This window comes from Pedobacter sp. SG908 (genome assembly GCF_011759615.1).
Taxonomy (GTDB): Bacteria; Bacteroidota; Bacteroidia; order Sphingobacteriales; family Sphingobacteriaceae; genus Pedobacter; species Pedobacter riviphilus.
The window spans coordinates 3,007,681-3,032,531 of the sequence record NZ_JAAOYY010000001.1 but is presented as its reverse complement, the minus strand read 5'-3'; the positions used below and the strand labels follow the sequence as shown (position 1 = coordinate 3,032,531).

General features: G+C 39.4%; 21 protein-coding genes and 1 pseudogene. 10 read left to right on the top strand and 12 right to left on the bottom strand.

Annotation, left to right across the window (positions count from 1 at the left end; genetic code table 11):
- Window positions 1–55: 55 nt before the first annotated feature.
- The 3 genes from FHT21_RS12405 (at window position 56) to FHT21_RS12395 (ending at window position 3,138) form a co-directional block, all read left to right on the top strand.
- Window positions 56–718, top strand: coding sequence for a hypothetical protein (locus FHT21_RS12405; RefSeq protein WP_167294963.1), 663 nt, complete (start codon window positions 56–58; stop codon window positions 716–718).
- An 82-nt stretch (window positions 719–800) separates the two neighbouring features.
- Window positions 801–1,691 (top strand): potassium channel family protein, encoded by an 891-nt coding sequence (locus FHT21_RS12400; protein ID WP_167294962.1) that lies wholly within the window; start codon window positions 801–803, stop codon window positions 1,689–1,691.
- 181 nt (window positions 1,692–1,872) lie between these two features.
- Window positions 1,873–3,138: a RelA/SpoT domain-containing protein gene (locus tag FHT21_RS12395; RefSeq protein WP_167294961.1), complete on the top strand. Its 1,266-nt coding sequence runs from the start codon at window positions 1,873–1,875 to the stop codon at window positions 3,136–3,138.
- 101 nt (window positions 3,139–3,239) lie between these two features.
- Here the strand turns inward: FHT21_RS12395 and FHT21_RS12390 are convergent, their stop codons facing one another.
- Both FHT21_RS12390 and FHT21_RS12385 read right to left on the bottom strand, forming a co-directional pair.
- Entirely contained in the window at window positions 3,240–3,491 is a 252-nt protein-coding gene (locus FHT21_RS12390) for a DUF4238 domain-containing protein (protein ID WP_167294960.1), read from the bottom strand.
- 41 nt (window positions 3,492–3,532) lie between these two features.
- Window positions 3,533–4,960 (bottom strand): P-loop NTPase fold protein, encoded by a 1,428-nt coding sequence (locus tag FHT21_RS12385; protein WP_167294959.1) that lies wholly within the window; start codon window positions 4,958–4,960, stop codon window positions 3,533–3,535.
- A gap of 281 nt (window positions 4,961–5,241) precedes the next feature.
- On the opposite strand from FHT21_RS12385, the gene FHT21_RS12380 reads away from it, so the two are divergent.
- Genes FHT21_RS12380 through FHT21_RS12370 form a run of 3 tightly spaced genes read left to right on the top strand, consistent with a single transcriptional unit; the run spans window position 5,242 to window position 8,992 of the window.
- A complete protein-coding gene (locus FHT21_RS12380; RefSeq protein WP_167294958.1) occupies window positions 5,242–7,113 on the top strand; it encodes an AAA family ATPase in 1,872 nt (623 codons plus the stop codon).
- Window positions 7,113–8,693 carry a UvrD-helicase domain-containing protein gene (locus FHT21_RS12375; RefSeq protein ID WP_208398914.1) on the top strand — a complete coding sequence of 527 codons (1,581 nt, stop codon included), beginning with the start codon at window positions 7,113–7,115 and terminating at the stop codon, window positions 8,691–8,693. The genes FHT21_RS12380 and FHT21_RS12375 overlap by 1 nt, the downstream gene beginning before the upstream one ends.
- A gap of 41 nt (window positions 8,694–8,734) precedes the next feature.
- Entirely contained in the window at window positions 8,735–8,992 is a 258-nt protein-coding gene (locus tag FHT21_RS12370) for a DUF551 domain-containing protein (RefSeq protein ID WP_167294957.1), read from the top strand.
- A gap of 187 nt (window positions 8,993–9,179) precedes the next feature.
- Here the strand turns inward: FHT21_RS12370 and FHT21_RS12365 are convergent, their stop codons facing one another.
- The 5 genes from FHT21_RS12365 to FHT21_RS12345 form a co-directional block, all read right to left on the bottom strand.
- On the bottom strand, window positions 9,180–9,338 hold the full coding sequence (locus tag FHT21_RS12365; RefSeq protein ID WP_167294956.1) for a JAB domain-containing protein: 159 nt from the start codon (window positions 9,336–9,338) through the stop codon (window positions 9,180–9,182).
- A gap of 76 nt (window positions 9,339–9,414) precedes the next feature.
- Window positions 9,415–12,468, bottom strand: a complete 3,054-nt coding sequence (locus FHT21_RS12360; RefSeq protein WP_167294955.1) for an efflux RND transporter permease subunit — start codon at window positions 12,466–12,468, stop codon at window positions 9,415–9,417.
- 10 nt (window positions 12,469–12,478) lie between these two features.
- Complete coding sequence (locus tag FHT21_RS12355) at window positions 12,479–13,525, bottom strand: efflux RND transporter periplasmic adaptor subunit (RefSeq protein ID WP_167294954.1); 1,047 nt, start codon at window positions 13,523–13,525, stop codon at window positions 12,479–12,481.
- A 5-nt stretch (window positions 13,526–13,530) separates the two neighbouring features.
- Window positions 13,531–14,904 carry a TolC family protein gene (locus FHT21_RS12350; RefSeq protein ID WP_167294953.1) on the bottom strand — a complete coding sequence of 458 codons (1,374 nt, stop codon included), beginning with the start codon at window positions 14,902–14,904 and terminating at the stop codon, window positions 13,531–13,533.
- 46 nt (window positions 14,905–14,950) lie between these two features.
- On the bottom strand, window positions 14,951–15,559 hold the full coding sequence (locus FHT21_RS12345) for a TetR/AcrR family transcriptional regulator (protein WP_167294952.1): 609 nt from the start codon (window positions 15,557–15,559) through the stop codon (window positions 14,951–14,953).
- A gap of 599 nt (window positions 15,560–16,158) precedes the next feature.
- Here FHT21_RS12345 and FHT21_RS12340 point away from each other — a divergent pair.
- Window positions 16,159–18,567, top strand: coding sequence for a TonB-dependent receptor (locus FHT21_RS12340; protein WP_167294951.1), 2,409 nt, complete (start codon window positions 16,159–16,161; stop codon window positions 18,565–18,567).
- 201 nt (window positions 18,568–18,768) lie between these two features.
- Here FHT21_RS12340 and FHT21_RS12335 read toward each other — a convergent pair whose 3' ends face one another.
- A complete protein-coding gene (locus FHT21_RS12335) occupies window positions 18,769–19,146 on the bottom strand; it encodes a helix-turn-helix domain-containing protein (protein ID WP_167294950.1) in 378 nt (125 codons plus the stop codon).
- 109 nt (window positions 19,147–19,255) lie between these two features.
- Between FHT21_RS12335 and FHT21_RS12330 the strand changes: the two genes are divergently transcribed.
- Genes FHT21_RS12330 through FHT21_RS12320 form a run of 3 tightly spaced genes read left to right on the top strand, consistent with a single transcriptional unit; the run spans window position 19,256 to window position 21,437 of the window.
- Window positions 19,256–20,008 carry a glucose 1-dehydrogenase gene (locus tag FHT21_RS12330; RefSeq protein ID WP_167294949.1) on the top strand — a complete coding sequence of 251 codons (753 nt, stop codon included), beginning with the start codon at window positions 19,256–19,258 and terminating at the stop codon, window positions 20,006–20,008.
- A gap of 16 nt (window positions 20,009–20,024) precedes the next feature.
- The gene (locus tag FHT21_RS12325) at window positions 20,025–20,654 is read left to right on the top strand and encodes an NADPH-dependent F420 reductase (RefSeq protein ID WP_167294948.1); all 630 of its coding nucleotides are present in this window, start codon (window positions 20,025–20,027) and stop codon (window positions 20,652–20,654) included.
- Window positions 20,655–20,678: 24 nt separating this feature from the next.
- Complete coding sequence (locus FHT21_RS12320; RefSeq protein WP_167294947.1) at window positions 20,679–21,437, top strand: glucose 1-dehydrogenase; 759 nt, start codon at window positions 20,679–20,681, stop codon at window positions 21,435–21,437.
- 905 nt (window positions 21,438–22,342) lie between these two features.
- On the opposite strand, the gene FHT21_RS12315 is transcribed toward FHT21_RS12320, so the two are convergent.
- From FHT21_RS12315 to FHT21_RS12300, 4 genes and pseudogenes are all read right to left on the bottom strand, one after another.
- The gene (locus FHT21_RS12315) at window positions 22,343–22,582 is read right to left on the bottom strand and encodes a hypothetical protein (protein ID WP_167294946.1); all 240 of its coding nucleotides are present in this window, start codon (window positions 22,580–22,582) and stop codon (window positions 22,343–22,345) included.
- A 99-nt stretch (window positions 22,583–22,681) separates the two neighbouring features.
- A complete protein-coding gene (locus FHT21_RS12310; protein WP_167294945.1) occupies window positions 22,682–23,533 on the bottom strand; it encodes a helix-turn-helix domain-containing protein in 852 nt (283 codons plus the stop codon).
- Window positions 23,534–23,573: 40 nt separating this feature from the next.
- The gene (locus tag FHT21_RS12305; protein ID WP_167294944.1) at window positions 23,574–23,888 is read right to left on the bottom strand and encodes a chaperone modulator CbpM; all 315 of its coding nucleotides are present in this window, start codon (window positions 23,886–23,888) and stop codon (window positions 23,574–23,576) included.
- Between the two features lie 8 nt (window positions 23,889–23,896).
- Window positions 23,897–24,817: pseudogene (locus tag FHT21_RS12300) on the bottom strand (DnaJ C-terminal domain-containing protein).
- Between the last annotated feature and the right edge of the window lie 34 nt (window positions 24,818–24,851).

Sequence of the window (24,851 nt, the reverse complement as noted above, 5' to 3'; positions counted from 1 at the left end):
TTTTAAGTAGCTTTGGAAATATAACCAGTACAAAACGACTCTTAACCCATATCTGATGAAAGAAAAAATTCTTATTAAACTTGATAAGTTGATACATGAGGCAACCAACCTGTTGGAGAACTTGAAGATGGCAAATTTTAACAAAGCAATGGAGGAACCAAAGTTTTCTGCTTTCAGGACTTCAGCACTAAGCTTTTTAAAATCTATGTTTGGTGAGGAACACTATTATCATAAATTCAACAGTGGTGTAAAATATTATGCAGATTATAATGTTGTTCTTGCAATTGAACTACTCAAAAAAATTAAGAATGACGTTGAAGAGGGTTGGTTGGATAATTTAAGAGGCTTGGTTTCTGCTGAATTATTTTCGGATTTTCTTGATATGGCAGAACATCTTACTGAGGAAGGATATAAAGATCCTGCAGCCGTCATTATTGGAAGCGTATTAGAAGAAAATTTAAGGCAACTCTCTTTAAAAAGTGGATTGCCTATAACGCAAACTGATACTAAATCAGGAAAGGTAAAGCCGATGAAAGCAGAGTCTATGAACATTGAGCTTGCTAAAAACAATATCTACAATTTAACCTACCAAAAATTGATTACGGGTTGGCTTGATTTAAGAAACAAGGCAGCACATGGTTTGTATTCAGAATATGATTCTAACATTGTTGTGAGCTTTTTGCTATTCGTTAGAGACTTCTCAGCAAAATTTAATTAGATATATTCTGCACCAAATTCGAATTACTTCATGTCAATTTCACTATGGTTGAAATTTTAACTAACCCGGATACCCCTCTATTATGAAGAAATCTATTTATAAAGTAGTTTTGTGTTACCTTATTTCTATAGTTCTGTTTGCGGCAGTTTATTGGTTTTTCTGGATGAAAAATACCAGTTACTTTATGGTCAATCAAGAATTCAATACTGTTACTTTTGCGCCAATGTTTTTTGATGAAGAGGTAGGGAGCTTGCCAAGAGGTAAGGAAAAAACAGTAATAGAAACGAATGAGGTACTTCAATCTTTACATTTGAGTATTGATTCATTGAACAAGGCGATCAAACGAAACAAAAATGAGCAAAATAATTATAACAGGTTTTTAGATGCCTTAAACGACCAGCTTTGGGACAGCTATAAAATTAATTCTCAACTCGCTGTTAAAAATGGAACTAAAGAAGTCAAACAAAAAATAGATTCGTTAGAGCATTCATTGCAAATAATGACATTTGCTTCCGGCTCAGATATTGAAAACACCTCACCTGTAGTAGTAGCTGAAACTAAGTTGAAACTAGCTCGATTAAGATTACAGGAAGCTAAAATAATTGCAGCCGTGTTGAACAAGAAATTTGAAACCTATTTTGATAAACAGTTGTACTCAAAAAATGTTCAGGCTGGAAAGCGCGATTCAACCTATAGAATACGTAATATCAATATGTTATCAGAGATAAATAAAATTCAATTAAAGATCTATAATGTGGTGGTTGACTTTCATTCTAAAAGGTTCGAAAAATTAAATTACTTTGACTTTCTTTATTTTAGTGCAGGGATAGCTACTTCTTCCAATTTCGGAGATATCCTCCCAAATACAAGATTAATTAGGGTTATTGTCTTTGTTCAAATACTGCTCAGCCTAGTTCAATTTGGATGGCTTATTAATCAATTTGTTGAGGCTTTTGATAAGAAATATGGCTAATGTTAGGTTTTTGCACGGAGTGATGTTTCACGGTAGAAAAAACTTCTCTTTGTCTGATTAACAAGTGAATGGTAAATGTTTACCAATAACTGAAATTATTTGAAAAATGTGCTCCTATTGCAACAGGTTTCAATCTATTTTTATATAATTACACATCGAATTAACTCAGGCGAGAACTCTCATGAATGTAATTGAAGAATTTATAAAGCAGTACAATAAAGAATATGATTATTATCATAAGCTATCTCAAATAGTATCTGGTAAAATCGAAGATCAACTTTTTAAAAGGGGTATAAAAGCAATTGTTACTTTTAGGGCAAAAAAGCCTGATAGACTTTTAGAAAAATTAACGAAACGCAATCAGGATAAAAACTACCAAAGTGTCAAAGATATTTATAATGATATCGTTGATTTGGCAGGGATAAGAGTTTCCCTTTATTTTCCGTCGGAAAGAGATATACTAGATGAAATAATTAGCGAGCTTTTTGTGATTGACAACAAAAAGAAGTTCCCTGAGCAGGCACACAAGCCTCTTCATAAGAAACGATTCTCTGGATATTGGGCAAATCATTATAGAGTACAACTAAAAGACGATGGGTTAATAAAAAGGTATTCCGATACAACTGCGGAGATTCAAGTCGCGTCTGTTTTAATGCACGCATGGTCAGAAGTGGAACATGATTTGGTCTATAAGCCATTTTCTGGAAATCTATCTGCCTCCGAACTAGCAATTCTTGACGAAATTAACGGCCTTGTACTAACGGGAGAAATTGCGTTAGAAAGACTACAAGCGGCTATGGCTGAAAGAACCCGATCAACAAAGGACATTAAAGATAAGTATGAGTTGACGAATTTTTTGCTTAACAACCTAGCTGAAGATTATCATGATAAGATTAAATTAGGAGATACCTTTTTGCTGAATAATTTCCTGAAAATCAACAAAAGTCTTAGTACAAGCATTTTTACAAAATTCATTAATAAGATTAATACCGATCTTGATGAAACAGTAACAGATCAATTGCTAAACATGTTGTTTGTTGAATTTAACAATAAGACGAATCTAGTGGATTTTAAGCAGTATTTTAAAAATTTACAAATTCCGGAAAAAAAGGCTTCGATCTTTGAGCTGTTTGTGAAGTATTGGGTTATTTTGGAAAAAGCCACGCGAGAGTTTCTTACTGACGACGAAAAAAAATCTAGAAAGTATATGATTCCCAATTTTTCTGTTTTAACAGATAAAAATGTTCTAAATGCAAATGAAGCTGGTGTTTTAAATGATTTAAGAAAACTAAGAAACTATCTTCTACACGGGATTGATACCCCGACAGATAGTCATCTAAAGAAAAGCGTAGAAATATTGAAAACCATAACGCTCAAAGTTATAAGTCAAATTGAAAATGTTGAACACCGGGATAGACTTCTAGTAGAGATGGATAAGTTGAACTAACGCTAACCAATCAAAATTTGATGGACTAGGGTATATAAATTCATTTTGATTTAGGTAATTTAAATTATTAATTATGCAAGAACTTCCGCAATCTCCAAAGATTAAGCCAGCTGATTAAATGTTTTTGAGAATCTGGTTTCTTCGATGCCAAGAACATGCTCAAGGTGCTGCTCTCCAAATTTTTCGTCGATTTGTTTTTGGTCATAGAAATACCCCTCACTTGCTAAATTTCTTGGGCTAGAAGTAAATATGTGTTGATTTGTTTTATCAAACGCCCATACTTGCTCCGCTTTATCACAGAAAGATTTAAGATAAAATTGAGGGACATAATGTTGGTTTTTAATCTTGCTCATTTTTAATTTATCCAAATTGTTTCTTATTAAAGCCTGAGGAATTATGATGGTAATCCAAGATCTGTTTGGAAAGATTCCATGAGATTGATCTTCCCGATGAGGTGATCGAGTGGCGCTGTTCTGAAACCTGCATTTTCGATTGTTTCAAAAACATTAAGAAAATGACTTCCTTCAGAAGTTTTATCGACACATGATTTAAAGGTTAACCTCTTTTTGTTTTGATCATCCTTTTCGATGATTGGTTTTGAAATCCCAATCTTGAGTAAACCATTCCTATATAGTAATAGTAGAGTGGCCTCTGTCATTAGAAAGCCCAGTTCATTTTCATCGCTAATATTTTCTGGAAATATTTTGGATAGCTGGTCAACGATATCTTGGAGAGAAGCATCTTTCTCCATTAACATGCGATAAAAATCCGGATGGTAATCCTTGATATAGATCAGCAAGATAAACACTGCTGGAAAAATGTAGTTATTAACGGAAAATGTATTTAACACTATCCTTGCAGAGGAGAATATTTTTTCCTGCTGCCTTAAGGTAAGACCTGCGGTAGAAAATAGCAGGCTTGCGAAATGAATAAATTCTTCCGCATCATGTTGCAAGTCACGATACTCCCTACGTTGTGGTGTTTTGAAATAGGCATTAAAATCAAAGTATTCAAAAAGATATTTCGCAAATATGCCTTTTTCAGGCGTTGGAAGAGAGAATTCCAAGTCTATAAATCTCCTAAGATATTCATCACTGTCAATCTTTTCACTTCCATAAAACCCTCTTATTGCATTACCCAGTTGTATCTTATCAATTGAGAGCACAAATACTATCCCTGGCACATTAAAGAAATGTTTGATCTGCTCAAGTACTTGTACCGCATAATCCGGCCTACATCTGTCTAGTTCATCAATTATGAATACTAATGGCTTACCATCATTATTGGAATCTATGTATTTTTCAAGTTCTGATCGGAATTCCACCAGTCCTTTTTTCTTTTTGGCGTAGTTATCTATTTCTTCTTTAAAAATTTCAGTGGCACTTTCTGCACCACCTTTGATGGCATCTAAAAAGATTTCGGAATCGAGATACTTGCCTGCGATTGCCTTTACTAATCCTGGTGCAACATTTTTACTGATGATGGCCGCTTTCTGAATTACATTAGTAAAAAGCTTATCATTTTTTTTACCATTTAGGCTATTAAGTTCCGACATAATTGCAACCAGAGGATCCTTTTCAAAATCGTTTTCCCATGCATTGAAAAATAGCGTCCTGAAACCTCGGTTAATGAGATGAGATTGCCACATTCTGATAAATGTGGTCTTTCCAGTACCCCATGAATTATTGATCGACAGTACAAATCCATTTTTGTAGTTTGCCACTAAACTCGTTAGTGCATCTGCATACTTCTGGCGATCCAGCTTGCAGTTTTGAAACGGATTATTTTCAGGGATGGTAATATCGTAATGTTTGATTTTCATTGTTTAATATAGAGTGCGTGAAGAGGTAGACTTAAAAATATGAATTGTGCTCCAATACTGTGAAGAAAAACCAGGAATACTCAAAATTGAGTAAGTGAGCGACGGGGAAATGAAAAATGGGATTCAATGTCAACTTACTCGACAATTAAATCTGCTGTTTTGTCAAACTGCTAATCATTAGGATTTATAGGCTGAATGCAGAATTCTTTTTCTACCGGATATTTTTTTTCTGAGATAATAATAGTAGAATTGAAAACTAATTATCTCATAAATTAACCCTCATGTATATTTCTTCACTATCAATCAAAAATTATAGGACCTTCGGCAACTTTGAAATTGCTTTAAAACCTCTTACCCTAATCATTGGTGAGAATAATATTGGTAAATCAAATCTATTGGATTGCATAGGGTTGATATTTGGACAGGATGTGTCCTATTTCAAACGTCGGGTATTGGAAGTAGCTGATTTTAATTATCAGTGTATTTATGAGTTCAAAAAACAGATTTTAGATTTAGAAATTGCTCCTGAGCACATCGTTTACCCTGAAATTATAGTGAAAGCTACTTTAAAAGATTGGGATGGGCCACAGGAATCTGTAATTGGAGATTGGTATAGTAACGATGAATTTTCTGAGGCCTGCTTAACTTATATTTATTCCCCATCGTCAAAATTCGATCGAATTGCTGAGATAAGAGAACAACGTTCATACCTCGCCAAACGTAAAAGAGAGATGGGGGAAGATGAATTTGAAAGCCTTGCTGAAATTTCTAAATTAGATCTTGTTAATTTTCCAATCTCTAGATATCAGTATACAATTTATGGAGGAGATGGTAGTGGATCATTTAATAGTTATCATCTGAATCAGCTTCGATTCGAGCTTTTAGATGCTTTACGGGACGCATGTACAGAGCTTGTTGCAAGTCACAACAGCAAATTGTTATTTCGAATTTTAAATTCAAAAGAAGAGAAAGAATATCAGGATTTAAAGGGACAGCTTCTTGGCTTACAGAAAGCTATCAACGATAATGAGGCTTTACAGAGTATTAAAGGTGGAATATCTGAGCAATTGGATAAAATTTCACTCAGAACTGAAGACAAGACAAATGAGGTAGACTTGATCTTCACCTTGCCAGATGTCTCAGATCTTCTAAAAAAAATTAGTTTAATTTATGGTGACAACCCAATAAAAATTGAACGAAATGGTACAGGTCGAAACAATCTGCTCTTTATTTCCTTAGTACTTTCTTATATAGAGGATGTGAGTAGGGCTCACAGTCCGTATTTCCGAGTAGTGGGATTAGAGGAACCGGAATCTCATCTGCATCCAAATTTGCAAGATCATCTTGCCCATAACATTGAATCGCTGATTAAAGATCCAAAATCTAATAAGTTTAGAAAGGACATACAGCTATTAATCACCTCTCATTCTACTCATATCACCACCAAGATTGATTTTGATAATACCGTGGTACTTTATAAAAAGGATGGACAAATCGTCTCTCATTATATTTTGGATGGATTTAGTGAAGATGCCTTAGGCAAAAAACAAATTAAATATCTAAATAAATATTTGGATGCTGTTAATACAAATCTCTTTTATTCTACACGTATTATTTTAGTTGAGGGTATTTCTGAAAAGTTATTGATGCCGATATTCTTTGAAATGCTGACTGGACATAGTACTGAAAAATCAAGCTGTTGTATTATTAATGTGAATGGTCTCGCTTTTAGTTATTTTCTAGAGGTTATTAGCAACGGTTATTTTCAAAAATGTGTAGTTCTGACTGATCAGGATTCAGACACAAAAGCAAAAGATCGCGCAGCTAGTTTGGTAACAAAATATAGTGAAATCTCACAGATACATGTGGGAATAACATCCGATACCACTTTTGAGAAGGATTTGATTGCTGCTAATACCGTGTTGAAAGGTAGAGATATTTTGCTAGAGGTACTTAAAAATGTAAGGCCTAATTCAGGTAAAAAATATGCAACGGATCTTGGAACAGGCCCGATAATAGTCTCCAGCTATTTTGAACTTATTGAAGATTACAAGTCAGAATTTGCCTATTCGCTGATGTTAAGGCTGGATGATGATTCGCAGGGCTTTAATATTCCAGAATATATTGTTCAGGCCATAAAATTCCTTGACTGATGGCAAAGGGAAAACCTACTTCAAAGCTCATTATTGCTGGTCCCGGCGCAGGAAAAACCCATAATATGGTTGGGACGATTATTGATGCGATCGGCAATCTTGAGCCGTGCCGTTACATGGCGGTCATAACTTATACTAATTCTGCTACTAACAACATTAAAAAGAGGCTTGAACCCCTTATTCGCATCCCAGAAAATTTTTTTATCGGAACGATGCATTCCTTTTTGAATAGATTTGTGGTTATTCCTTATGCCAGCATAGGCAATTCTAATGTAGGTAAGGAAAAATTATTTATGCAGTGTGGTCTTGAGGATGTATTCTCAAATATTGAAAAACAAAAGCCGAAAGAGAAAAGAATAACTGATGTTAAGGCTATAGCCAAACGTAAATCCGATATCAAACAACGGCTTAATTTACGAGGATATATTACCTTTGACCAAACACTATCTATTGCCAAAGAATGCATTGAGCGCAAAGCTGTCGCTAGTATTCTTTCAAATCGCCTGCAGTATCTGTTTATCGATGAATTCCAAGATTCAGATAATGACGTGTTCTCTATATTGGAAAATATTCGAAAGCAAGGTAGGACGATAATTTATTGTGTTGGGGATCCTGAACAGTATATTCAGGGATTTGATTCCAGCATTAAGTCATTTGTCAATATTCCGATTCTAAAGGCTTCACAAAATAGTTCTTATACTGTTGAAATAAATAGGTCTAATTTTAGATCGACCAGACGTATTGTCGATTTCCTAAACAATTTCAATGGTAGGGATTTTGGTAAAGAGAAATTTAGCCAGGTAGCTAGATCAAGAAGCGCTAATCCAAATGCTGTTGCAGATTTAGGAGAACCAGTTCATTTTGTTATAGGCTGGGAATCGGTTAGCCCAATGATAGCAAGTTTTAATAAAATGTGTGATAATATTGGAATCCCTATCGCTGAGAGATGCATCATTGCCAAAAAAAATGATTTAGTAAATCGGATTAAGGCTGCTCTTGATAATCGTTATATGGATCCCAAAAAAAGTAGTGGTTCTTCACCTATTAAAACCATACAAGACACCTTGCTTACAACGCTTCAAATGGGCCAAATGGAGTTTTTTACACGCTACAATACAGATGTTTATACTTTAAGGAGTCATTGTATCGCTATTTTAAAGGCTATAAAAAATGGTGTAATTACAAATGAAAATACCTATGGCATATTTATAACTGATTCATTAGGACTGGAAATGAAAAAAGGGTTGCCGGTAAAGATAGCAAACCTCAAATTTGATTATTCAACTCCGAGGAATGATGGAGTAATTACTGTATCTAATATTCATACAATAAAAGGGCTTGAATCTCATGCTGTTCTGGCTATTGCAAAAGATGAGCAAGAACTTTTATTGTGGCTAGAAACCGATCAATTAAAACGAGAAGCCAAAAGGGATCGAGAATTAAAAGATCATCCGCGGCTTGGATATGTGGCTTTTAGCAGGGCAGAAAAGTTGCTATGTATCGGTTGTTTGCAGCCAATTTCAATTCAAACCCGAGAACATCTTGAAGGGCTAGGGGTTATCATTGAAAAGGTGTCGTGACATTTTGAGGACTTTTTTTAAAATACTATAGATTACAGTTTATGGTTTGGATAAATGTTGATGAAGAATTGCCTACGGAATATATCTTGGTTTGGGTAAGATTTGAGCATGGAGGAGTTAATCAAGCTTACATTGATGGAAATGGGAAGTGGCAGTACGGTTGGAAACCAACCCATTGGAGTGAATATAATTTTCAAGATGGCAAAAGTCAATTCGAAAATCTAAAGAAGCCAATAGACACAATAATTGATGCATTAGATATACTTGAAAAGAGAGTGCAAAATAACGCCAATAAATGAAGTTTAGTTCCTCACTATTCATTTGGATATTCCTTGAAATCTTCCTCGATTATTTTAGCTAAATGTGTCATTAAACGTAAATCAGATAGGAAATGGTGTGTGAAAAACCCAGGTGGGCCCACTGCTTTAAACCCCTTTAAGGATAACTTAGAGGGGTTTTTTGTTGCCTGATCTTTCTTAAAAGCACTTACCCACTTGGATGGTTATGTGTGAGTATTATTCCAGACGAATTACCTTTTAAAGCGATAGCAAACACCACCTTTGGATCAGCATAAGTACCACTAACACCACCCATTGATATATTGACAATCCCAAACACATGGTTACTTCGGTTAAGGAGTATCACTGTCTCGTCCTGTTATAACTTGCCATTTTTCTGTTCTTAGTGACAAGACATAGCACGACGAGACAATTTTGGCATATCATATCTTTTCGTGCAACTGTGGAGGTATGAGCTTGTACATTACCGGGGTAACGATCCTTGATAATATGGTAGAGCTGATCAGACCCCCAATCAGCACAATGGCAAGTGGCGCTATCTGTGGATTGGGATTCATAGCAATCGGGATCAGACCACAAATGGCCGTAATAGAAGTAAGTACAACAGGCAGGAACCTGGTTTCACCGGCAATATGGATTGCCTCGTCTATGCTTTTTCCCTCTTCCCGCAATTGGTTGGTAAAATCAACTAATAACAGTGAATTCTTTACCTGGATGCCTGATAAACCAATGAAACCGATGATAGATACCAGCGACATCGGATTTCCTGTCATCAGCAGAAATATCACCCCACCCAAAACGCCCAAAGGAATAATTGACAAAACGATAATAATCCCTTTAAATGTCTTAAACTGTAGCAGCAGTACAGCGATAAACAGGAAGGTACTTAGGATGATCACCGAAAGGAAATTTCCGCCCAGCGCATCACCTTCCGATTCAGCCTCTCCAGATAATTTATAATAATAGCCCTTGGGCATTTTCAATTTGTTGAGTTCGGGCACAATATCCTTGAGGATATCGTTTGCCAAAACATTATCCTTGGTAAGCGAGGTAACCTTTGCAAATCGCGATTTATTGAAATGGTTGATTGCAGTTGGAGAGGTTTCAAGCCCAATGGTTGCAATCTGATCGATCTGAATTGGTGCACCCTGGATATTGTTCACATAAAGGTTCTTCAATGCATTTAAATTTGAAAACTTATCACGTGGAATGGTGATCACCACATTCCTCGAATCACCCCTGTCATCAATGTAATCCCCAACAGTCAGTCCGGCAACAGCCAGCCTGATCACCTTGTCAATGTCGCTGGTCAGTACGCCCAATGTGCGGGCCTTTGCCTTATCGATCTTAATCTTTACATCCGACTTATAGGCATTGAGTTCATTGTTGATGAAAAAAGTACCTGGGTGTTTACGTAGCAGCTCCTCCACTTTGAACGAGAGTGATCGCAGGGTATCCTGATTCTCTCCAAAAATCCTGACTACGATATTCGCCTCTATTGGAGTGCCTTGTTCAAAATCCTTCACCTCTATTTTTGCATATGGGAAATCAGTGAATCTGCTTCTAAGTGTTTTGATCAGCTCAGTTTTGTCATTTGGGCTTGTCTCTTCTTCCAATTGCACAAAAATCTGTGCAAAATCTGGTTTTATATCTTGCTGATGCACGTTGTAATAGATCTGTGGATTACCTTTTCCTACATTTGAGGTGTAGTAAACGATTTCCTTATGCTTTTTCAGTTCCATTTCCACCAGCTTTGCAGCTTTATCGCTTTCTGGGATATTTGCCTGTAGCGGCATTTTAATATTGATCAGAAACATTGGTTTTTCTGAGGTAGGGAAAAGCTTAAAACCTGCCAGTGGGAACAGTAAAAAAGCCAATACGCTCAATGCAATAGATATACTAATGGTTACCTTTGGCCACTTTAGCGCCAACGGCATAATGCCACGATACGACCAGGTCAAAAAGCCCTGCAATTTTTTTAAGAAATAATTTCCTTCCGCATGACTATGGGTTTTCAGGATCTTGCTGCCGATAAAAGGCACGAGCGTAAGCGCCACAATCATAGAGGCCAATACACTGGTAATAATGGCCATAGGTAGGCTTCGGATAAATTCTCCGGCCATATCCGGCAGAAAGGCCAATGGTAAAAATGCAATAACAAGTGTTGCGGTACAGCCTACAACAGCTACCCCGATCTGCTTGGTGCCCTTTAAAATGGCATCCTTTCTGGAATGGCCTTCCCTTAACCACCTTTCTATATTCTCTACAACAACGATACTATCATCAACCAATAGCCCCAATGCTACCACAAGCCCAACAATACTGAGCTGGTTGAGCGAGAAGCCTAAAAGGTTCATTGCAATAAGACCAAGAGCCAGAGAGAGTGGAATGGAAATCATTACGATCAGCGATGGTCTGAAGCCCAAAGGCAACAGGGTAACCACCACTAATAGTATGGCCAATCCAAAATCAAAGCCCAAGTGCCCTAGCCGCTTTGATACCATATCTGCCTGGTCAAAATTTTTAACCATTTTAATGTTCTGAGGCAAGGTTTGGGAAAATTGTTCCAATACCGGAGTATACTCTTTCTTAACCTGACTGATATCCACGTTGTTCTTCATCGAAGAGGTAACCAATATACAGCGCTGTCCGTTGATCCGGGTAATGTGGTTAATCGTGCCGTCCATATAGCTCACATGGGCCACATCCTTCAGGTATATTATTTTTCCATTGGCATTATAAATAATCGTATTCGCCACATCTTCAATATTTTTGAATTTGCCACTGGTCTTTACGTTAAAGACCTTACTGTCCATATTGATACTTCCTCCCGGAATGTCGGCTGCCTCGCTTTGTAGGCTACCTATAACGAGGTTCAATGGTATTTTTAGTTGGGCCAGTTTATCGAGTTGCATGTCGATGCGGATTTCCTGCTCTGGCATTCCAGTATACTTTACCTCTCTCAGATTGGTGATCTTTTCCAGCTGGGTCTTCAATTTGTCTGCATTGTCGCGCAATATTTTGGACGAAGCGGTGTTTGAGATCAGCGCAACCTGAATAATCTTTACGTCTGATGAGGCAATTTTTTCGGTCTTGATCTGATAAATGTCTTTTGGAAGCTCGCCGTTTTTCAGCGCATTGATTTCTGTTGATATTTCCTGATACTTGTTATCCACATCAACCCCATACTTGAACTTGATCTGTATCGCTGCTACACCATCTTCAACCGTGGTCAGGATCTTATCGATATTCTCCAGGCCATAGATCTTATTTTCTATGGGCTTTACCACTTGTTCTTCCATATCCTTCGGACTGGTGCCTGGGTAGATTACCGTTACCAGATATTGCGGAGGATGGGTAGTCGGATCCTCCGAGCGGGGCATGGTAAAGAGCGTAAGCAATCCTACCACTGCCACAAGCACAAATATGATCAGGGTAAACTGGTAGTTCTTTACAGCAAAATTTGTAATTTTCATCTCGTGGTTTTTATTTGATAATTTTTACGGTTGACTGTTCGTTGAGGTAGGCACTGTTAGAAATAACTATGCGATCTATTCCTTCCAGTTTATCTTTTAGGTAAACATTTTTATTGTCAAACTTCAGGATGGTTACCGGCACTTTTCTAACGCTGTTTGTACCCTTAGGGGTAAAGATGTAACCTGTCTCTCCATCTGCCTCTACAAGGGCGCTAAAGGGAATTACGGTCCTGTTTTCTGAAGTATTGGTTTCGATTTCCGCCTTCCCGAACATGCCAATTGCAGGTTTCAGATTGCCCATCTGGAGTTTCAGTTCTACCTGAAAAGATCCGATAGCGGCATCAGCAGATTGAAGTTTACGCAGTACCGTTGCCTGGAATGGCTGTTCGGGATATCCATCAAGATAAACAACAGCCCGTTGCCCTGCACTGATTCCTGCCCATTCCAGGTCAGTTACCCCAACCTTTAACAGGTAGCTGTCAGTTTTTTGGGTTGAGCCCGTCATCAGCACCGGCATTCCGCCACCAATCACTTCGCCTACGCTGGCAACCTTTTTGGTTACAAAACCATCAGAGGCCGCATAGATCCTGGCATAACGCTGATTGAAGGCAGTTGCCTCACTTGTTTTTTTTGCAACATCCAGTGCCGTTTTGGTATTCTGCAACTGTTCCAGCGTAAAAACGCTGTCTTTGTAAAGATTAACTGCCCTGGCATAGTCACGAACGGCCTTATCTACACCAAGATTCGCTTGGGCCAGACCAGCCGCAATCTCGGTGGTATTCAGGGTGGCCAGCAATTGCCCCTTTTTAAAAAATTGTCCCTCATCTACCAGGATGCTGCTGATTACCCCGCCAATTTTGAAGGAATAATTCGCTTCATTTTCGGTACCTACCAGTCCAGTGACCTGAATGGAATTTGTTATCCCAAAAGAAGAAATGGGCGCAACCTTTACAGAGATGATATCTGGCTGGCCAAGGGGATTTGTATTTTTTGGTTTTTCTTTGCATGCGAACAATAGTGATGTAAGCGCAATAAGTGTGAGTTGTGTCTTGTTCATGATATTTATTGTATGTTGAAACTAGCGTTGGCGCGTTCGATAGCGGTAAGGGATATCCAGGTGTCAAATAGGGCAATGTTGGATTGAAGCTGTGCATCTACCCATTGGTTCTGGGCATCAAGCAGCTCTATATAAATGGCCATTCCCTCTTTGTAGAGCTTGGTCATGTCATTATAATAGGTCTGACTGGTTTTGAGTTGCGATTGGGCCGCCCGGTACTGAGCTAAAGCACTTTGCAGGTTTGCCCTGCGCACGTTCAGTTCGGTAAGCAGTTGCTGCGTAACATGATCGGCCTGTGCCGACACGGCCCGTTCACTGGCGATAGCCTGTTTTATTTTATAACTGTTCCGTCCTGAGGAGAACAGGTTCCATTCCAATGAAACGCCCAATAGATAATATCTACTTTTCTGATTAAACTTCCAGTCGAAGGCCTGGGAACCCAGATCGAGCGAAGTGCCAACTTTAGGTATGAGATAAGATTTGGCAAGGCCGGTAAGGTTTTTATTTATTCCTTTGGCAATCTCAAGCTTCGCCAGTTCCTCACGGCCATTAACATCATTAAGCAATAGATTATCCTGGGCGGGCAGTAATGGAACATCGTCGGTCAGAATGGGATCCGTTAATGGTCTGTTCAGTAGAAAATTGAAATAATAACGGGCAGATTCCTCTGTTTTTTGGGCAGTAGTAAGCGATGCGTTTATTTTTGACACCTCGTTCTGGCTACGGATCACGGCCGTACGGTTGATCTTGTTGTTCTCAAAAAGTTTCCGGTTTACCCTTTCACCTTCTTCGAGCAGTTTCAGAAAGGATTGATAGATCCTTATTGCATTGGTGGCTTTAAGATAGTTATAATATGCCGTCTTGATTTCTTTGACCAGTTCGCGTTTATACATCAGTATTTCCGCTTTCTGCAGGTCTACTTGTTGTGCTTTGATCCTTTTGTTGTATACCAGTTCGGCATTCAGGATGGGAAGACTGGTGCGGAACTTGGCATCGTAGAAGTTATCGGGATTGAGCAGTATACTCTGGTTCTCCAGCTGGGGGAAAGAGTTACTTCCTGTGAGCTGGTTCAACGTGGCGTAGGCGGCATTAAAAAGATCGCCTGTAGGAAAATCAATTGTTCTGCCTCCGTCGGCTTTCGTATAAGTTGTAGAAAAGGTTACGCTGGGCAAGAACATGCTTTTTGCCTCTTGTAAGGCATAAATGTTCTTTTCCAAAAGGAAGTTTTGCTCCTTGATGCTCTGGTTTGACGCTAACCCCTGTGAGATATAGTCATTCAAACGATTTTGGGCACTTAGCCCCAATGGGAGCAAGATGACCGAGAGCTGTAAGACGGTCAGTCTGTAAATAGTAGGCAGATTTCGAAGATAATTAATCATTGTATTAAATTTAAACAGTGTTCAATATTGTGACAAAAAAAAGGTTTTACCCTTTTTCCAGGAGCTTAACCAAACAAGCGTAACCATTGTCCATGAGCGCTTCATTTGTCTTGTTCGTAAAACTTACGGTCCGGTCCTTACAGAACAGGGCGCAGATCCCGTGTATGGCAGAGAGGAACATAAAAGCGAAATAATCAGTATCCATATCCGTGAACCGACCATTGTCCTGACATTGTCTTATCAGGTTATGCAGGTGGCTGATGGCGCTCTGAGCGATTTGAAAACCACCTTCTTCACCACTTTTTAATGGTTCTTCAACCATAAACATGAGGTTATAATAATCTTTATTTTCCTGAGCAAACTGAATAAATACACGACCAACGGCTTTTAACCGTTCGAATGGATCTACGACTGAATCCAGTACAAGAAGCTGTTTAAGCAACAGATTAAAGCCTTCTTTATGGAGCTCATGGAAGATTTCACCTTTATCCTTAAAATGGAAATAAATCACCCCTGCACTATAGCTGATCTCACTGGCGATGTTGCGCATACTGGTCTGCTCATAGCCGTTCTGAAGAAATACTTTTCTAGCACCATTTAATATGCGCTGCCTCATTTCTTGCTTTTCTCTTTGCTTTCTTTCTGTAATGCCCATGGATAAAATAATTTAAAAAGATATTAGCCTGATTTAGGAAATAACTTTTTCATTTGCAACTGCTCATTTTAATTGACCGTACAAATGTATTGAACGGTGTTCAATAAAACAAATGTTTTTTTAAATGATTGTATATTTTACTTAACCTTGATGATTTTGCTTCTTTCGTTCCCGTAGAAAAGCTGAAGAACAAGGTATAGGTCGATATAAAGAGCCGTACTGTGATCAATGTTAGACCGCATTTGATTTATGCATTAACTTTACTAAAAATGGTGTAGGAGTCATTCGAGCCAAAGCCCATTCAACACTAATCGAATGAGCTTATCTAATATATTTTGATTCTATTATATTCTGTATCCGCCAGAAACTACTATTCTTTTAGTATTAATCCATTTGGAATCGCCTGTACAAAGGAATGCTACTACACTTCCAATCTGAAAACTGGGAAAGGGAACTGGTACTGGATGAAAAGGGAGAAGCTTTTGCCTGTTTGCAGAATAAAGCAAGGTGGTTTTTTAGTACAATATATTTATTTAGACTAATTTTAGATAATGTTTTTATCTTTGCCGAATATTTAGTCATCCTTATTGTATTATTTGATGAAATCATTGTACTTATTGGCCTGCTTTTTATTTGCAGGCAATATTGTTTTTGCCCAGACCTCCGGAAAGATATCGGGTAAAGTTCTTTTAGTCGATGGCCTGCCTTATGCATCAGCCTCTGTGACTGTTTTGGAAATCCGAAAAACCACGCTGACCGACGAGCAGGGAAGCTACAGTTTTTCCGGCATCGAACCTGGAAATTATACGGTGAGGATTCAGCTACTGGGATTTCCGCAGAAAGATTTAAAAGTAACTGTTGCTAACGGTGAGACCACCAGGGCTGACTACAGGCTCGAAAAGGAGAACGTACAGGCCCTTCAGGAAGTTACCATTGCCGGTGCGACCAATAAATTCATACAGAAGGAAAGCATGTATATTGCGAGGCTGCCACTTAAAAACCTGGAGAATCCACAGGTATACAATTCTGTTCCAAAAGCTTTGTTTCAGGAGCAAATGGCACTGGATTTAGGAAGTATTGCCAAGAACGTACCGGGCGCAGGCATCCCAATGATTGCCAATCAGGGACGCGTGACGTTCCGTTCACGTGGTTTCGATACGGAGCCCAATGCCCGTAACGGGGTAGCCGGTGCAGCTTTTTCTTTCATTGATCCAGCGAATTTAGAACGTATTGAAGCCATCAAAGGGCCGTCTGCTACACTTTTCGGTAACAGCATTGCTAGTAGTTACGGTGGTTTGTATAACCGTGTAACCAAAAAACCTTACAACGGTTTTGGCGGTGAGGTAGCTTATACTACTGGGAGCTGGAACCTAAACAGGCTTACCGTTGACGTGAATACACCAATCAATGCCGATAGGACTGCTTTGTTCCGGTTAAACGGTGCAACTACCTGGGAGCACAGTTTTCAGGATCTTGGCTATACCAACAGCATGAGCATTGCCCCAAGCTTCTCTTATCAGATTACCGACCGTTTATCGCTGCTGCTGGATGTGGAATTTGGACAGGCCAAGGGAACTTCAGTCGTACGTTTAAATCCCTACGTGGCCGTTCCTACAGGTACCGCCGAGATTACAAGATCAATTGCCGATATCGGTTTTCCATACAACAAAACTTTCCTGAGCAATGATCTGACCTATAAAACCCAGATGATGAACATCTTTGGCCAGATTAATTATAAGATATCTGAAGAATGGACATCTCAGACCATTCTTTCAAGGGCGCGTTCTTCGATCAGTGGAGATATTACCGCGCTTAACGGAAGAAGTGAGACCACCATCCGCCCCAATGTAATTGTAGGCTACACCCAGTTTATAGCTACAGATTTTCAGCAGAATTTTATTGGTGATTTCAAGATCGCCGGACACCGTAACCGCCTAGTGGTTGGATTGGATTATTATAATAACTATAACGATTTCGACCGCGTTACGGTCAATCTTCCTGATGTAGACTTTATCAATACACCTGCGAGTTACCGTGTGAGTCAGTTTAAGGTAGATTCTTTGACTTCAAGAGGAGTGTTACGAAAGGAAACCAACCGGGACAATACCTACGCTGTTTATGCTTCAGATGTATTCAGCATTACAGAACGTTTGAATGCAATGATGAGCTTAAGGGTAAACCGCTACCAGTATAAAGGTGTTTATAATATTTCTACGGGCCAGACTTCAGGTGGTTTAGGCGCAGGCGGGGTACAGAACGGGCCATTTAATCAGACCAGTTTATCTCCGAAATTTGGATTGGTATATGAGGTATACAAAGATCATGTTTCGCTTTTTGGGAACTATATGAACGGCTTTTTTAATAAAAGCGGTGTAGCAAGAGACGGAAGTGCGTTTAAGGCCGAATATGCCGACCAACTTGAATTTGGCGTAAAAGCCGATATTTTCGACCACAAATTGGTCGGTACTGTGAGTTATTATGACATTAAGGTCAAAAATATGCTGCGACCTGATCCGGTTGATCCCAATAATTACAGTGTCCAGGATGGCTCGCAGCTGAGCAGGGGGCTGGAAATCGAGTTAACGGCAAATCCAATTGCAGGATTAAACATTGTTGCAGGCTATGCTTATAACGACAGCAAGCTCACCGCCGCTGCAGACCCACGCAATAATGGTTTGCGCCCAGGGCAGTCTGGTCCGCCAAACACCTACAACTTTTGGGTCAGTTACCGCATACCGATGGGTAAATTCAATGGTCTTGGAGCGGGTGTAGGCGGCAATATCGGTGATATGTCTTATTATACGAACGCTTATCCTACGCTTACGAGCGGTTTATCCAAGTTTATTATCCCATCGTATAAGATATTCGATGCAAGTGTTTTTTACGATCATACAAAATTCCGTATCGGCTTAAAAGTAGATAACTTAACCAGTGAAAAGGCTTGGTCTGTACGCCTTACCCCACAGGCACCGGCGAGGTTCACAGGGAACTTCATCCTGAAGTTTTAAGCTTAACCCAAAAAGAAAAAGGTTTCTGGATGCATATCCAGAAACCTTTTTTATTTAGCTGTTATTTAATTAAGCTGTAGCTGCTTTTTTCTTCTTCTTTCTCTCCCCCGAGGTAAATCAATAATCCTGTAATACCTGACGATTGACCATAAAATGACGGAAGCAACGACAGCGTATCATCCAACCGAGATCATTTCAATTTTATGCTGTCCGGGAGTAACTTATTCTACTTTTTTTATCAGCCTCGCTGGGCATCGGAGCTACCTCATATTTGCAATTCCATTCTTTTATACTTTCTAAAATTGGCAAAAAAGCTACGCCTTTTTCAGACAACTTATATTCTACCCTGGGCGGTAGTTCCTTATAGGCTATCCTTTCCAGCAATCCATCTTCTTCCAATTCTTTAAGTTGTTCGGTTAGTACTTTCCTTGAAATGTGTGGTATAATGGAATCCAGCTGACCAAAACGAACGGTGCGGGTTGAAATTACATTGATAATGATCGGCTTCCATTTATTACCAATGGTGCCAATAGCTCTCGTGAACGGGCAATTCGAATTGCAAAATCTTTCGTCTCTCATATCTTTTAAAAATTGTGGTAACCTGTGCGTAACCAGTATCTACGATAATGGTTACAAATATAAACTAATGATAGTAACTTTGAGAAACAAATTTAATATTAAATTAAAAATGAACAGATTAACAAATAAAGTAGCTGTAATTACAGGCGGAAATAGCGGCATTGGATTGGGCATTGCACTAGAATTCAAGAATGAAGGTGCAAAGGGAGTTATTGTTGGCAGAAATCAGGAAACGTTAGATAGCGCTGTGGCAAAACTGGGGGATGATTTTATCGCCATCAACGCCGATGTGACCAATTTGGCCGACCTGGAGAGCGTGTTTGCCACCACCGCTGAAAAATTTGGTAAAATTGACGTGATCGTCGCCAACGCTGGTGGTGGCGCTGTAGGAACGGTGGCAACGACCAGTGAAACCGACTTTGACCATGCCATTGATCTGAACCTGAAAAGTGTTTACTTCACCGTTCAGAAAGCACTGCCCTATATGAATGATGGTGCTTCTATTATTCTGATCGGGTCAAACGCGGCACACCGGGCCTATGCGAATTTTACGCTTTATGGCGCTGCCAAAGCAGCGGTGATCTATTTAGCAAAAGGATTTTCAAGCGACCTTTTAGATAGAAAGATCAGGGTAAATGTCATCACACCAGGTACAACAGATACACCTGCATTTGACAAGTTTGTTCCTGCAGAACAAATGGAAGCAGTAAAAAAACACTTTGCAGATCAAATGCCGATAGGCAGGATCGGGCAACCGACTGACATTGGTAAAACAGCGGTTTTCCTGGCCTCTGATGATTCTTCGTTTATGTTGGGTGCCGAACTCCTTGTGGATGGCGGTATGACTTATTTATCAAAATAATTAAATAATTCTCAAAATGAATAATTCACAAAACAACGTAGCAAAAAGTTACGCAATTATCGGCTTTGGTAAGATTGGCAAGGCCTTGGCGAAGGCCTTCGCTCGTAAAGGCATCGAAGTATCCATTGCTACCACGCGTAACCCGGAAAGTTTTGCCTCCGAGGCCGCCGCAATCGGACCCGGTATCATTCCCACCACACTGGCGGAAGCCTTGAAGGCAAACGTCATCTTTTTAGCGGTGCGTTTTGAGTCGCATGCAGATGTCGCAAAAATGCTGCCCAACTGGCAGGGAAAGATCATTGTCGATGTGACCAACGCCTATGGTGTACCGCTTGAGCAACTGGGAGGACAGCCTTCTGCAAGTGTCGTTGCCCAAGCCTTCACCGGCGGGAAGCTGGTGAAAGGCTTCAACCATTTGGGCGCTGCCATTCTTGAGCAAGATCCTGCCGTACATGGTGGAAGCAGAGTAGTTTATCTGTCAAGCGATGATGACACTGCAGCAGCTGAGATCGGTGAACTTGCAAAAAATCTCGGTTTTTCACCAATTCAATTGGGTGGGCTTTCGGAAGGTGGACTTCTTGTGCAGGCGCAGGGAAATAGCTGGGGTAAATTGATCTTTAAGGATCTGATCAAGTTCGACTTATAAAATCAAATATTAAATTATAAAATCATGAGTAAATTAATAAACAAAGTAGCAGTAGTTACCGGTGCTTCGAAAGGAATAGGCGCAGCGATCGCAAAACATTTCGCAGCAGCAGGCGCAAAAGTTATTGTAAATTATGCCTCAAGTAAGGAAGGCGCAGATAAAGTGGTGAAAGCCATAACCGACAATGGTGGCATGGCCATTGCGATACAGGCTGACGTTTCAAATGAAGCCGATGTAACCAGGCTGTTTGAAGAAACAAAACAGGCTTTCGGTACCTTGGACATTTTGGTGAACAATGCGGTTTATCAGGGATATGCACCTATTGAACTGATATTAGCAGAAACATTTCATAATAGTTTCAATGTTAATGTACTTGGCCCCATACTAACTATCCAAGCAGCTTTGAAACTGTTTGGCGATAAGGGCGGGAATGTCATCAATATCAGTTCGGGTGCCAGCAAGATGCCTCTTCCGGGAGCTTCTTTATATTCTGCAACTAAAGCCGCATTAGATGCCATAACGATCTCTTTGTCGAAAGAGCTGGGTGCAAAAAACATTCGTATCAATTCTATTTTGCCGGGTGCTACAGAAACAGAAGGTGCAATTAGTGCGGGTGTCACCGCTGGCAGTGAGTATGAAAAAATGTTCATTGCCAATACACCGCTCGGTCGTAGAGGTAAGCCCGAAGACATTGCGAAAGCCGCAGTATTCCTTGCTTCCGATGAGTCGGCTTGGATTACAGGAGAGCAGATTTCCGTTTCGGGCGGTATGTATGGTTTTTAAATTCATAAACTCAAAAAAAGAAAGACTGCTTTAAACCCCTTTAAGGATAACTTAAAGGGGTTTTTTGTAGAGCGAAACTGAACTATAAGCTGAACAGCTCGCCTTTCTTTTATCGATCTCTTCGGCGACCCTAACGCGCAACTTGCCCGCCAACAGGTAAAAGATTATTTTAAAATAAGCGAGAGTACCCACAAGCGTAAGGTAAAAGATAACACTTTAAAGCCCATAAAACTGTCGTACGGTGATCGTTTTTACCTGAAAATTTACTGGCTGTCTACCTGGAAAGGAGAAAATTTCTTAAAAAGTTGTTTACCTATCCCGTACCTGTTGTTTACCCTTTCTTGCTACCAAGTTAACCCCAGGTTAACCCCAGGGTTACCTATTCTTTACCTTTTGCTTACCTAAAAGGTAAAGCCAGCGCCTGTTTTAGCAGAATAGCACCACCACCAACGGTTATGCTGCCCTTAAGCAGGTCGCCACGCAATGTCATTAAGTTAAGCCCTTAGTGCAGGTAGGCGTAATTTAACCACACATAAAATTTGGCTGCTATGGCCCCTCAGGCCCTTGCAAACCACCACGCAATAACGGTCCATTTTAGCTCAATAACGGTCTTATTTAGCTCAATTTAGCTCATTTAAGCTCAAAATGAGGCACCAATGCTGCTAAGCCGCTAAGTTTGGGCATGGATTTAAACATACCGGTATAAACAGAAATCCTTTTTTGAACAAACATTTTTTCAATAAAAAAACAAAATGATGGCAAGCTATTCAAAAGGCGTAAATGGCGCATTCTCGGGCAAAGTAGGCCAGATCATTGGCAGTAGCAGGCATGGTGTAGATTATTTAAGGAGCTTCTCCCCAAAAAAAAGTAATAAATACATGTTACAATTGCTGGTAAGTGAAATATTAATGCAACAACACAATCTCAGCAACACTATAGTTTTTAGCTATGGCGAGTATTTGCATCTTTTTTATGTTTACCGCTTCAAGCCCATTTTCCTTCATTTCTATTTCAAAAAACACAGTTTCATTCAATTCCAAATCTAAATCATCTAACCGGCTGAAGCCGATTGTTTGTCTGTTTTCATCAATGATGATTCCAGAACGATTTGTTAAACATATACTTTTAATTTTGCCTCTCCTCATTTTCGGACTGTTTGTTAATTCACTTTTTGATCTTAGTTTGCTTGTTTTTTAGGTTGATATATTTAAAGTCGATAAATTGAATGTGATGTGTTTAATTTCTTACGATTTCCCTAAAATTATCTTGTATTCTCTCGGTGTTAAACTTGTTTTGACTTTGAAGAAATAACAGAAATAGGTTTGACTCTTAAAACCCAAATCAAAAGCAATTTCCTTGATGGATCGGTCAGAACTGTGAAGCAATTTCTTTGCCTCAAGTAAAATACGTTCCTGAATAAAATCTAATGCAGACATCTTATACTGCTTTTTGCATAATACCCCCAGATAATTGGATGTGATGCAAAGGTGGTTTGCATAGAATGATACCGATTTCTGTGTTTTAAAATGTTTGTCAACCATTGCCTGGAATTTATAAGCAATGGACTTGGACCGCTGCGGCGAATGATCGCCAAAGGTATGCTCTACCCATAGGGTGATCATCAGACCGACTAAACGGCATCTTGCATTAACCAGTTCGCTGAAAACGGTAGATGCGGACAGTTCCTTATTAATGGCCGAAAATTCTGCGCAGACTTTTTCGTACATTTCCGTATCCAGATCCAGGAGAGACTGCGCATTACGTCCCAAAAATGAAAATTGTAAAATTGTGGGAAAGGTCTCAATCAATGGCCGCTTTACCAGCAGGATTTGACCCTTTGGCTCATTCTGGAACCTCCATTGCGGAATTTCTCCGGGCGGGCATATGCAGATCTGCTGGGGCTTGATAACTTGTTTTTGAGAAGCGATGTTTTGCTCTCCCGTTCCGCTTTCAAATAGTATCAGGGCAAAGTAATCGCCTTCTAGAGCAGCGGTGAGCATACTGGCGTTATCAAAATACTTATATTCTACGAAAGCTTTGTTTTCGGAACCTGGATCACTGCCGGGATGCCCAATGTAGCTCTTTGTTTTAGACATTTAACAATTAATAATGTAGCTTGAGTAATGTTGATTTATTTTAGGTCGCGGTGTCGAAGTTTGTGAATTGTTCTTCTTGGCCATAATTTCGAAGGATTTTTACTTCTTGCTGGAGCTTTTTGATCCTCTCTAAAAGGTGCACAACCGTTTCGATACCTTCCATATTGATTTCCAGATCATAGTGAAAGTGAATGTATTTCTCCAGGTCGTTCAGCTGCTCATAGGTAATAAAAGCCCCTTCGCCCGATGAAATAAGGCTTATTAATCCATGTTGATCCAGTTTTTGTATAAAAGACAATTCAATTTTATAGTAGATACAGCACTGTTCTACCGAAATCTTTGTTAAATTTTCCATCGGCTTTATTATTTTTTGGATTCTTTTGCAAGTTGTCCGAATAACTCCTTTTCACGTTCGGTGAGGTTTTTGGGGATTTGCACATCAAAGGTGATGTAAAGATCTCCAAAGGCCCCTTCCTTTTTGTAAACAGGAAATCCCTTGCCTTTTAAACGTACTTTTTTTCCGTTCTGTGTTTCTGGGGTAATATTCAATTTAACTTTTCCGCTCATTGTTTGAATCATTTCTTCTCATCCCAATATTGCTTTGTAAAGATCCAGCAAGACGGTTAAATACAAATCATTTCCCTTGCGTATGAAAGCGGTATTGTTTTTAATTTCAACTGTGATATAGAGATCGCCTTTTGGCCCTCCGTTAGCGCCATCGGCACCATACCCGTTAATTTTGATTTCCTGGCCGTTTTCTACGCCCGCAGGAATGGTAATTCTAATATTTTTCCCGTTTACGGTAAAGCTTTGTTTATGGGTTGTATAAGCTTCTGATAGATTTAACTGGAGCGTGGCACGAAGGTCTTGCCCCTTAAAATGGGGCTGTCTGCTTGCCCTTGATCTGCCCTGGTTTCCGAACATCGAAGCAAAAAAATCAGAAAAGTCTCCATCATCATCGCTTGAATAATATCCGCCCTGACCTCCGAAAGGGTTACCTCCGCTGTAAGCAGACTGTTGTTGTTGCTGTTGCCTGCGCGCCTCTTCAAACTGTTCTGCATTTTTCCAGTCTTTTCCATACTGATCATATTTTTTTCTTTTTTCCGGGTCACTGAGCACTTCGTTAGCCTCGTTGATCTGCTGGAAAAGTTTTCCTGCAGCGGGATCATTAGGGTTCAGATCGGGATGATGCTGGCGGGCTAACTTGCGATATGCCTTCTTGATCTCATCGGGTGTTGCATTTTTACCAACACCAAGAACTTTGTAATAATCAATGTAATCCATTTGGCTGGGTTATCTTTAATAAGCTGTCTTAAAT

Bases quoted from the DNA above. Each gene is read 5' to 3' on its own strand.
- FHT21_RS12350 (WP_167294953.1), bottom strand. From the start codon at position 14,904: ATGATTAATTATCTTCGAAATCTGCCTACTATTTACAGACTGACCGTC.
- FHT21_RS12360 (WP_167294955.1), bottom strand. From the start codon at position 12,468: ATGAAAATTACAAATTTTGCTGTAAAGAACTACCAGTTTACCCTGATC.
- FHT21_RS12315 (WP_167294946.1), bottom strand. From the start codon at position 22,582: ATGAGGAGAGGCAAAATTAAAAGTATATGTTTAACAAATCGTTCTGGA.
- FHT21_RS12355 (WP_167294954.1), bottom strand. From the start codon at position 13,525: ATGAACAAGACACAACTCACACTTATTGCGCTTACATCACTATTGTTC.
- FHT21_RS12375 (WP_208398914.1), top strand. From the start codon at position 7,113: ATGGCAAAGGGAAAACCTACTTCAAAGCTCATTATTGCTGGTCCCGGC.
- FHT21_RS12325 (WP_167294948.1), top strand. From the start codon at position 20,025: ATGAATAATTCACAAAACAACGTAGCAAAAAGTTACGCAATTATCGGC.
- FHT21_RS12370 (WP_167294957.1), top strand. From the start codon at position 8,735: ATGGTTTGGATAAATGTTGATGAAGAATTGCCTACGGAATATATCTTG.
- FHT21_RS12395 (WP_167294961.1), top strand. From the start codon at position 1,873: ATGAATGTAATTGAAGAATTTATAAAGCAGTACAATAAAGAATATGAT.
- FHT21_RS12320 (WP_167294947.1), top strand. From the start codon at position 20,679: ATGAGTAAATTAATAAACAAAGTAGCAGTAGTTACCGGTGCTTCGAAA.
- FHT21_RS12385 (WP_167294959.1), bottom strand. From the start codon at position 4,960: ATGAAAATCAAACATTACGATATTACCATCCCTGAAAATAATCCGTTT.
- FHT21_RS12405 (WP_167294963.1), top strand. From the start codon at position 56: ATGAAAGAAAAAATTCTTATTAAACTTGATAAGTTGATACATGAGGCA.
- FHT21_RS12380 (WP_167294958.1), top strand. From the start codon at position 5,242: ATGTATATTTCTTCACTATCAATCAAAAATTATAGGACCTTCGGCAAC.
- FHT21_RS12340 (WP_167294951.1), top strand. From the start codon at position 16,159: ATGAAATCATTGTACTTATTGGCCTGCTTTTTATTTGCAGGCAATATT.
- FHT21_RS12335 (WP_167294950.1), bottom strand. From the start codon at position 19,146: ATGAGAGACGAAAGATTTTGCAATTCGAATTGCCCGTTCACGAGAGCT.
- FHT21_RS12330 (WP_167294949.1), top strand. From the start codon at position 19,256: ATGAACAGATTAACAAATAAAGTAGCTGTAATTACAGGCGGAAATAGC.
- FHT21_RS12305 (WP_167294944.1), bottom strand. From the start codon at position 23,888: ATGGAAAATTTAACAAAGATTTCGGTAGAACAGTGCTGTATCTACTAT.
- FHT21_RS12345 (WP_167294952.1), bottom strand. From the start codon at position 15,559: ATGGGCATTACAGAAAGAAAGCAAAGAGAAAAGCAAGAAATGAGGCAG.
- FHT21_RS12310 (WP_167294945.1), bottom strand. From the start codon at position 23,533: ATGTCTAAAACAAAGAGCTACATTGGGCATCCCGGCAGTGATCCAGGT.
- FHT21_RS12390 (WP_167294960.1), bottom strand. From the start codon at position 3,491: ATGAGCAAGATTAAAAACCAACATTATGTCCCTCAATTTTATCTTAAA.
- FHT21_RS12400 (WP_167294962.1), top strand. From the start codon at position 801: ATGAAGAAATCTATTTATAAAGTAGTTTTGTGTTACCTTATTTCTATA.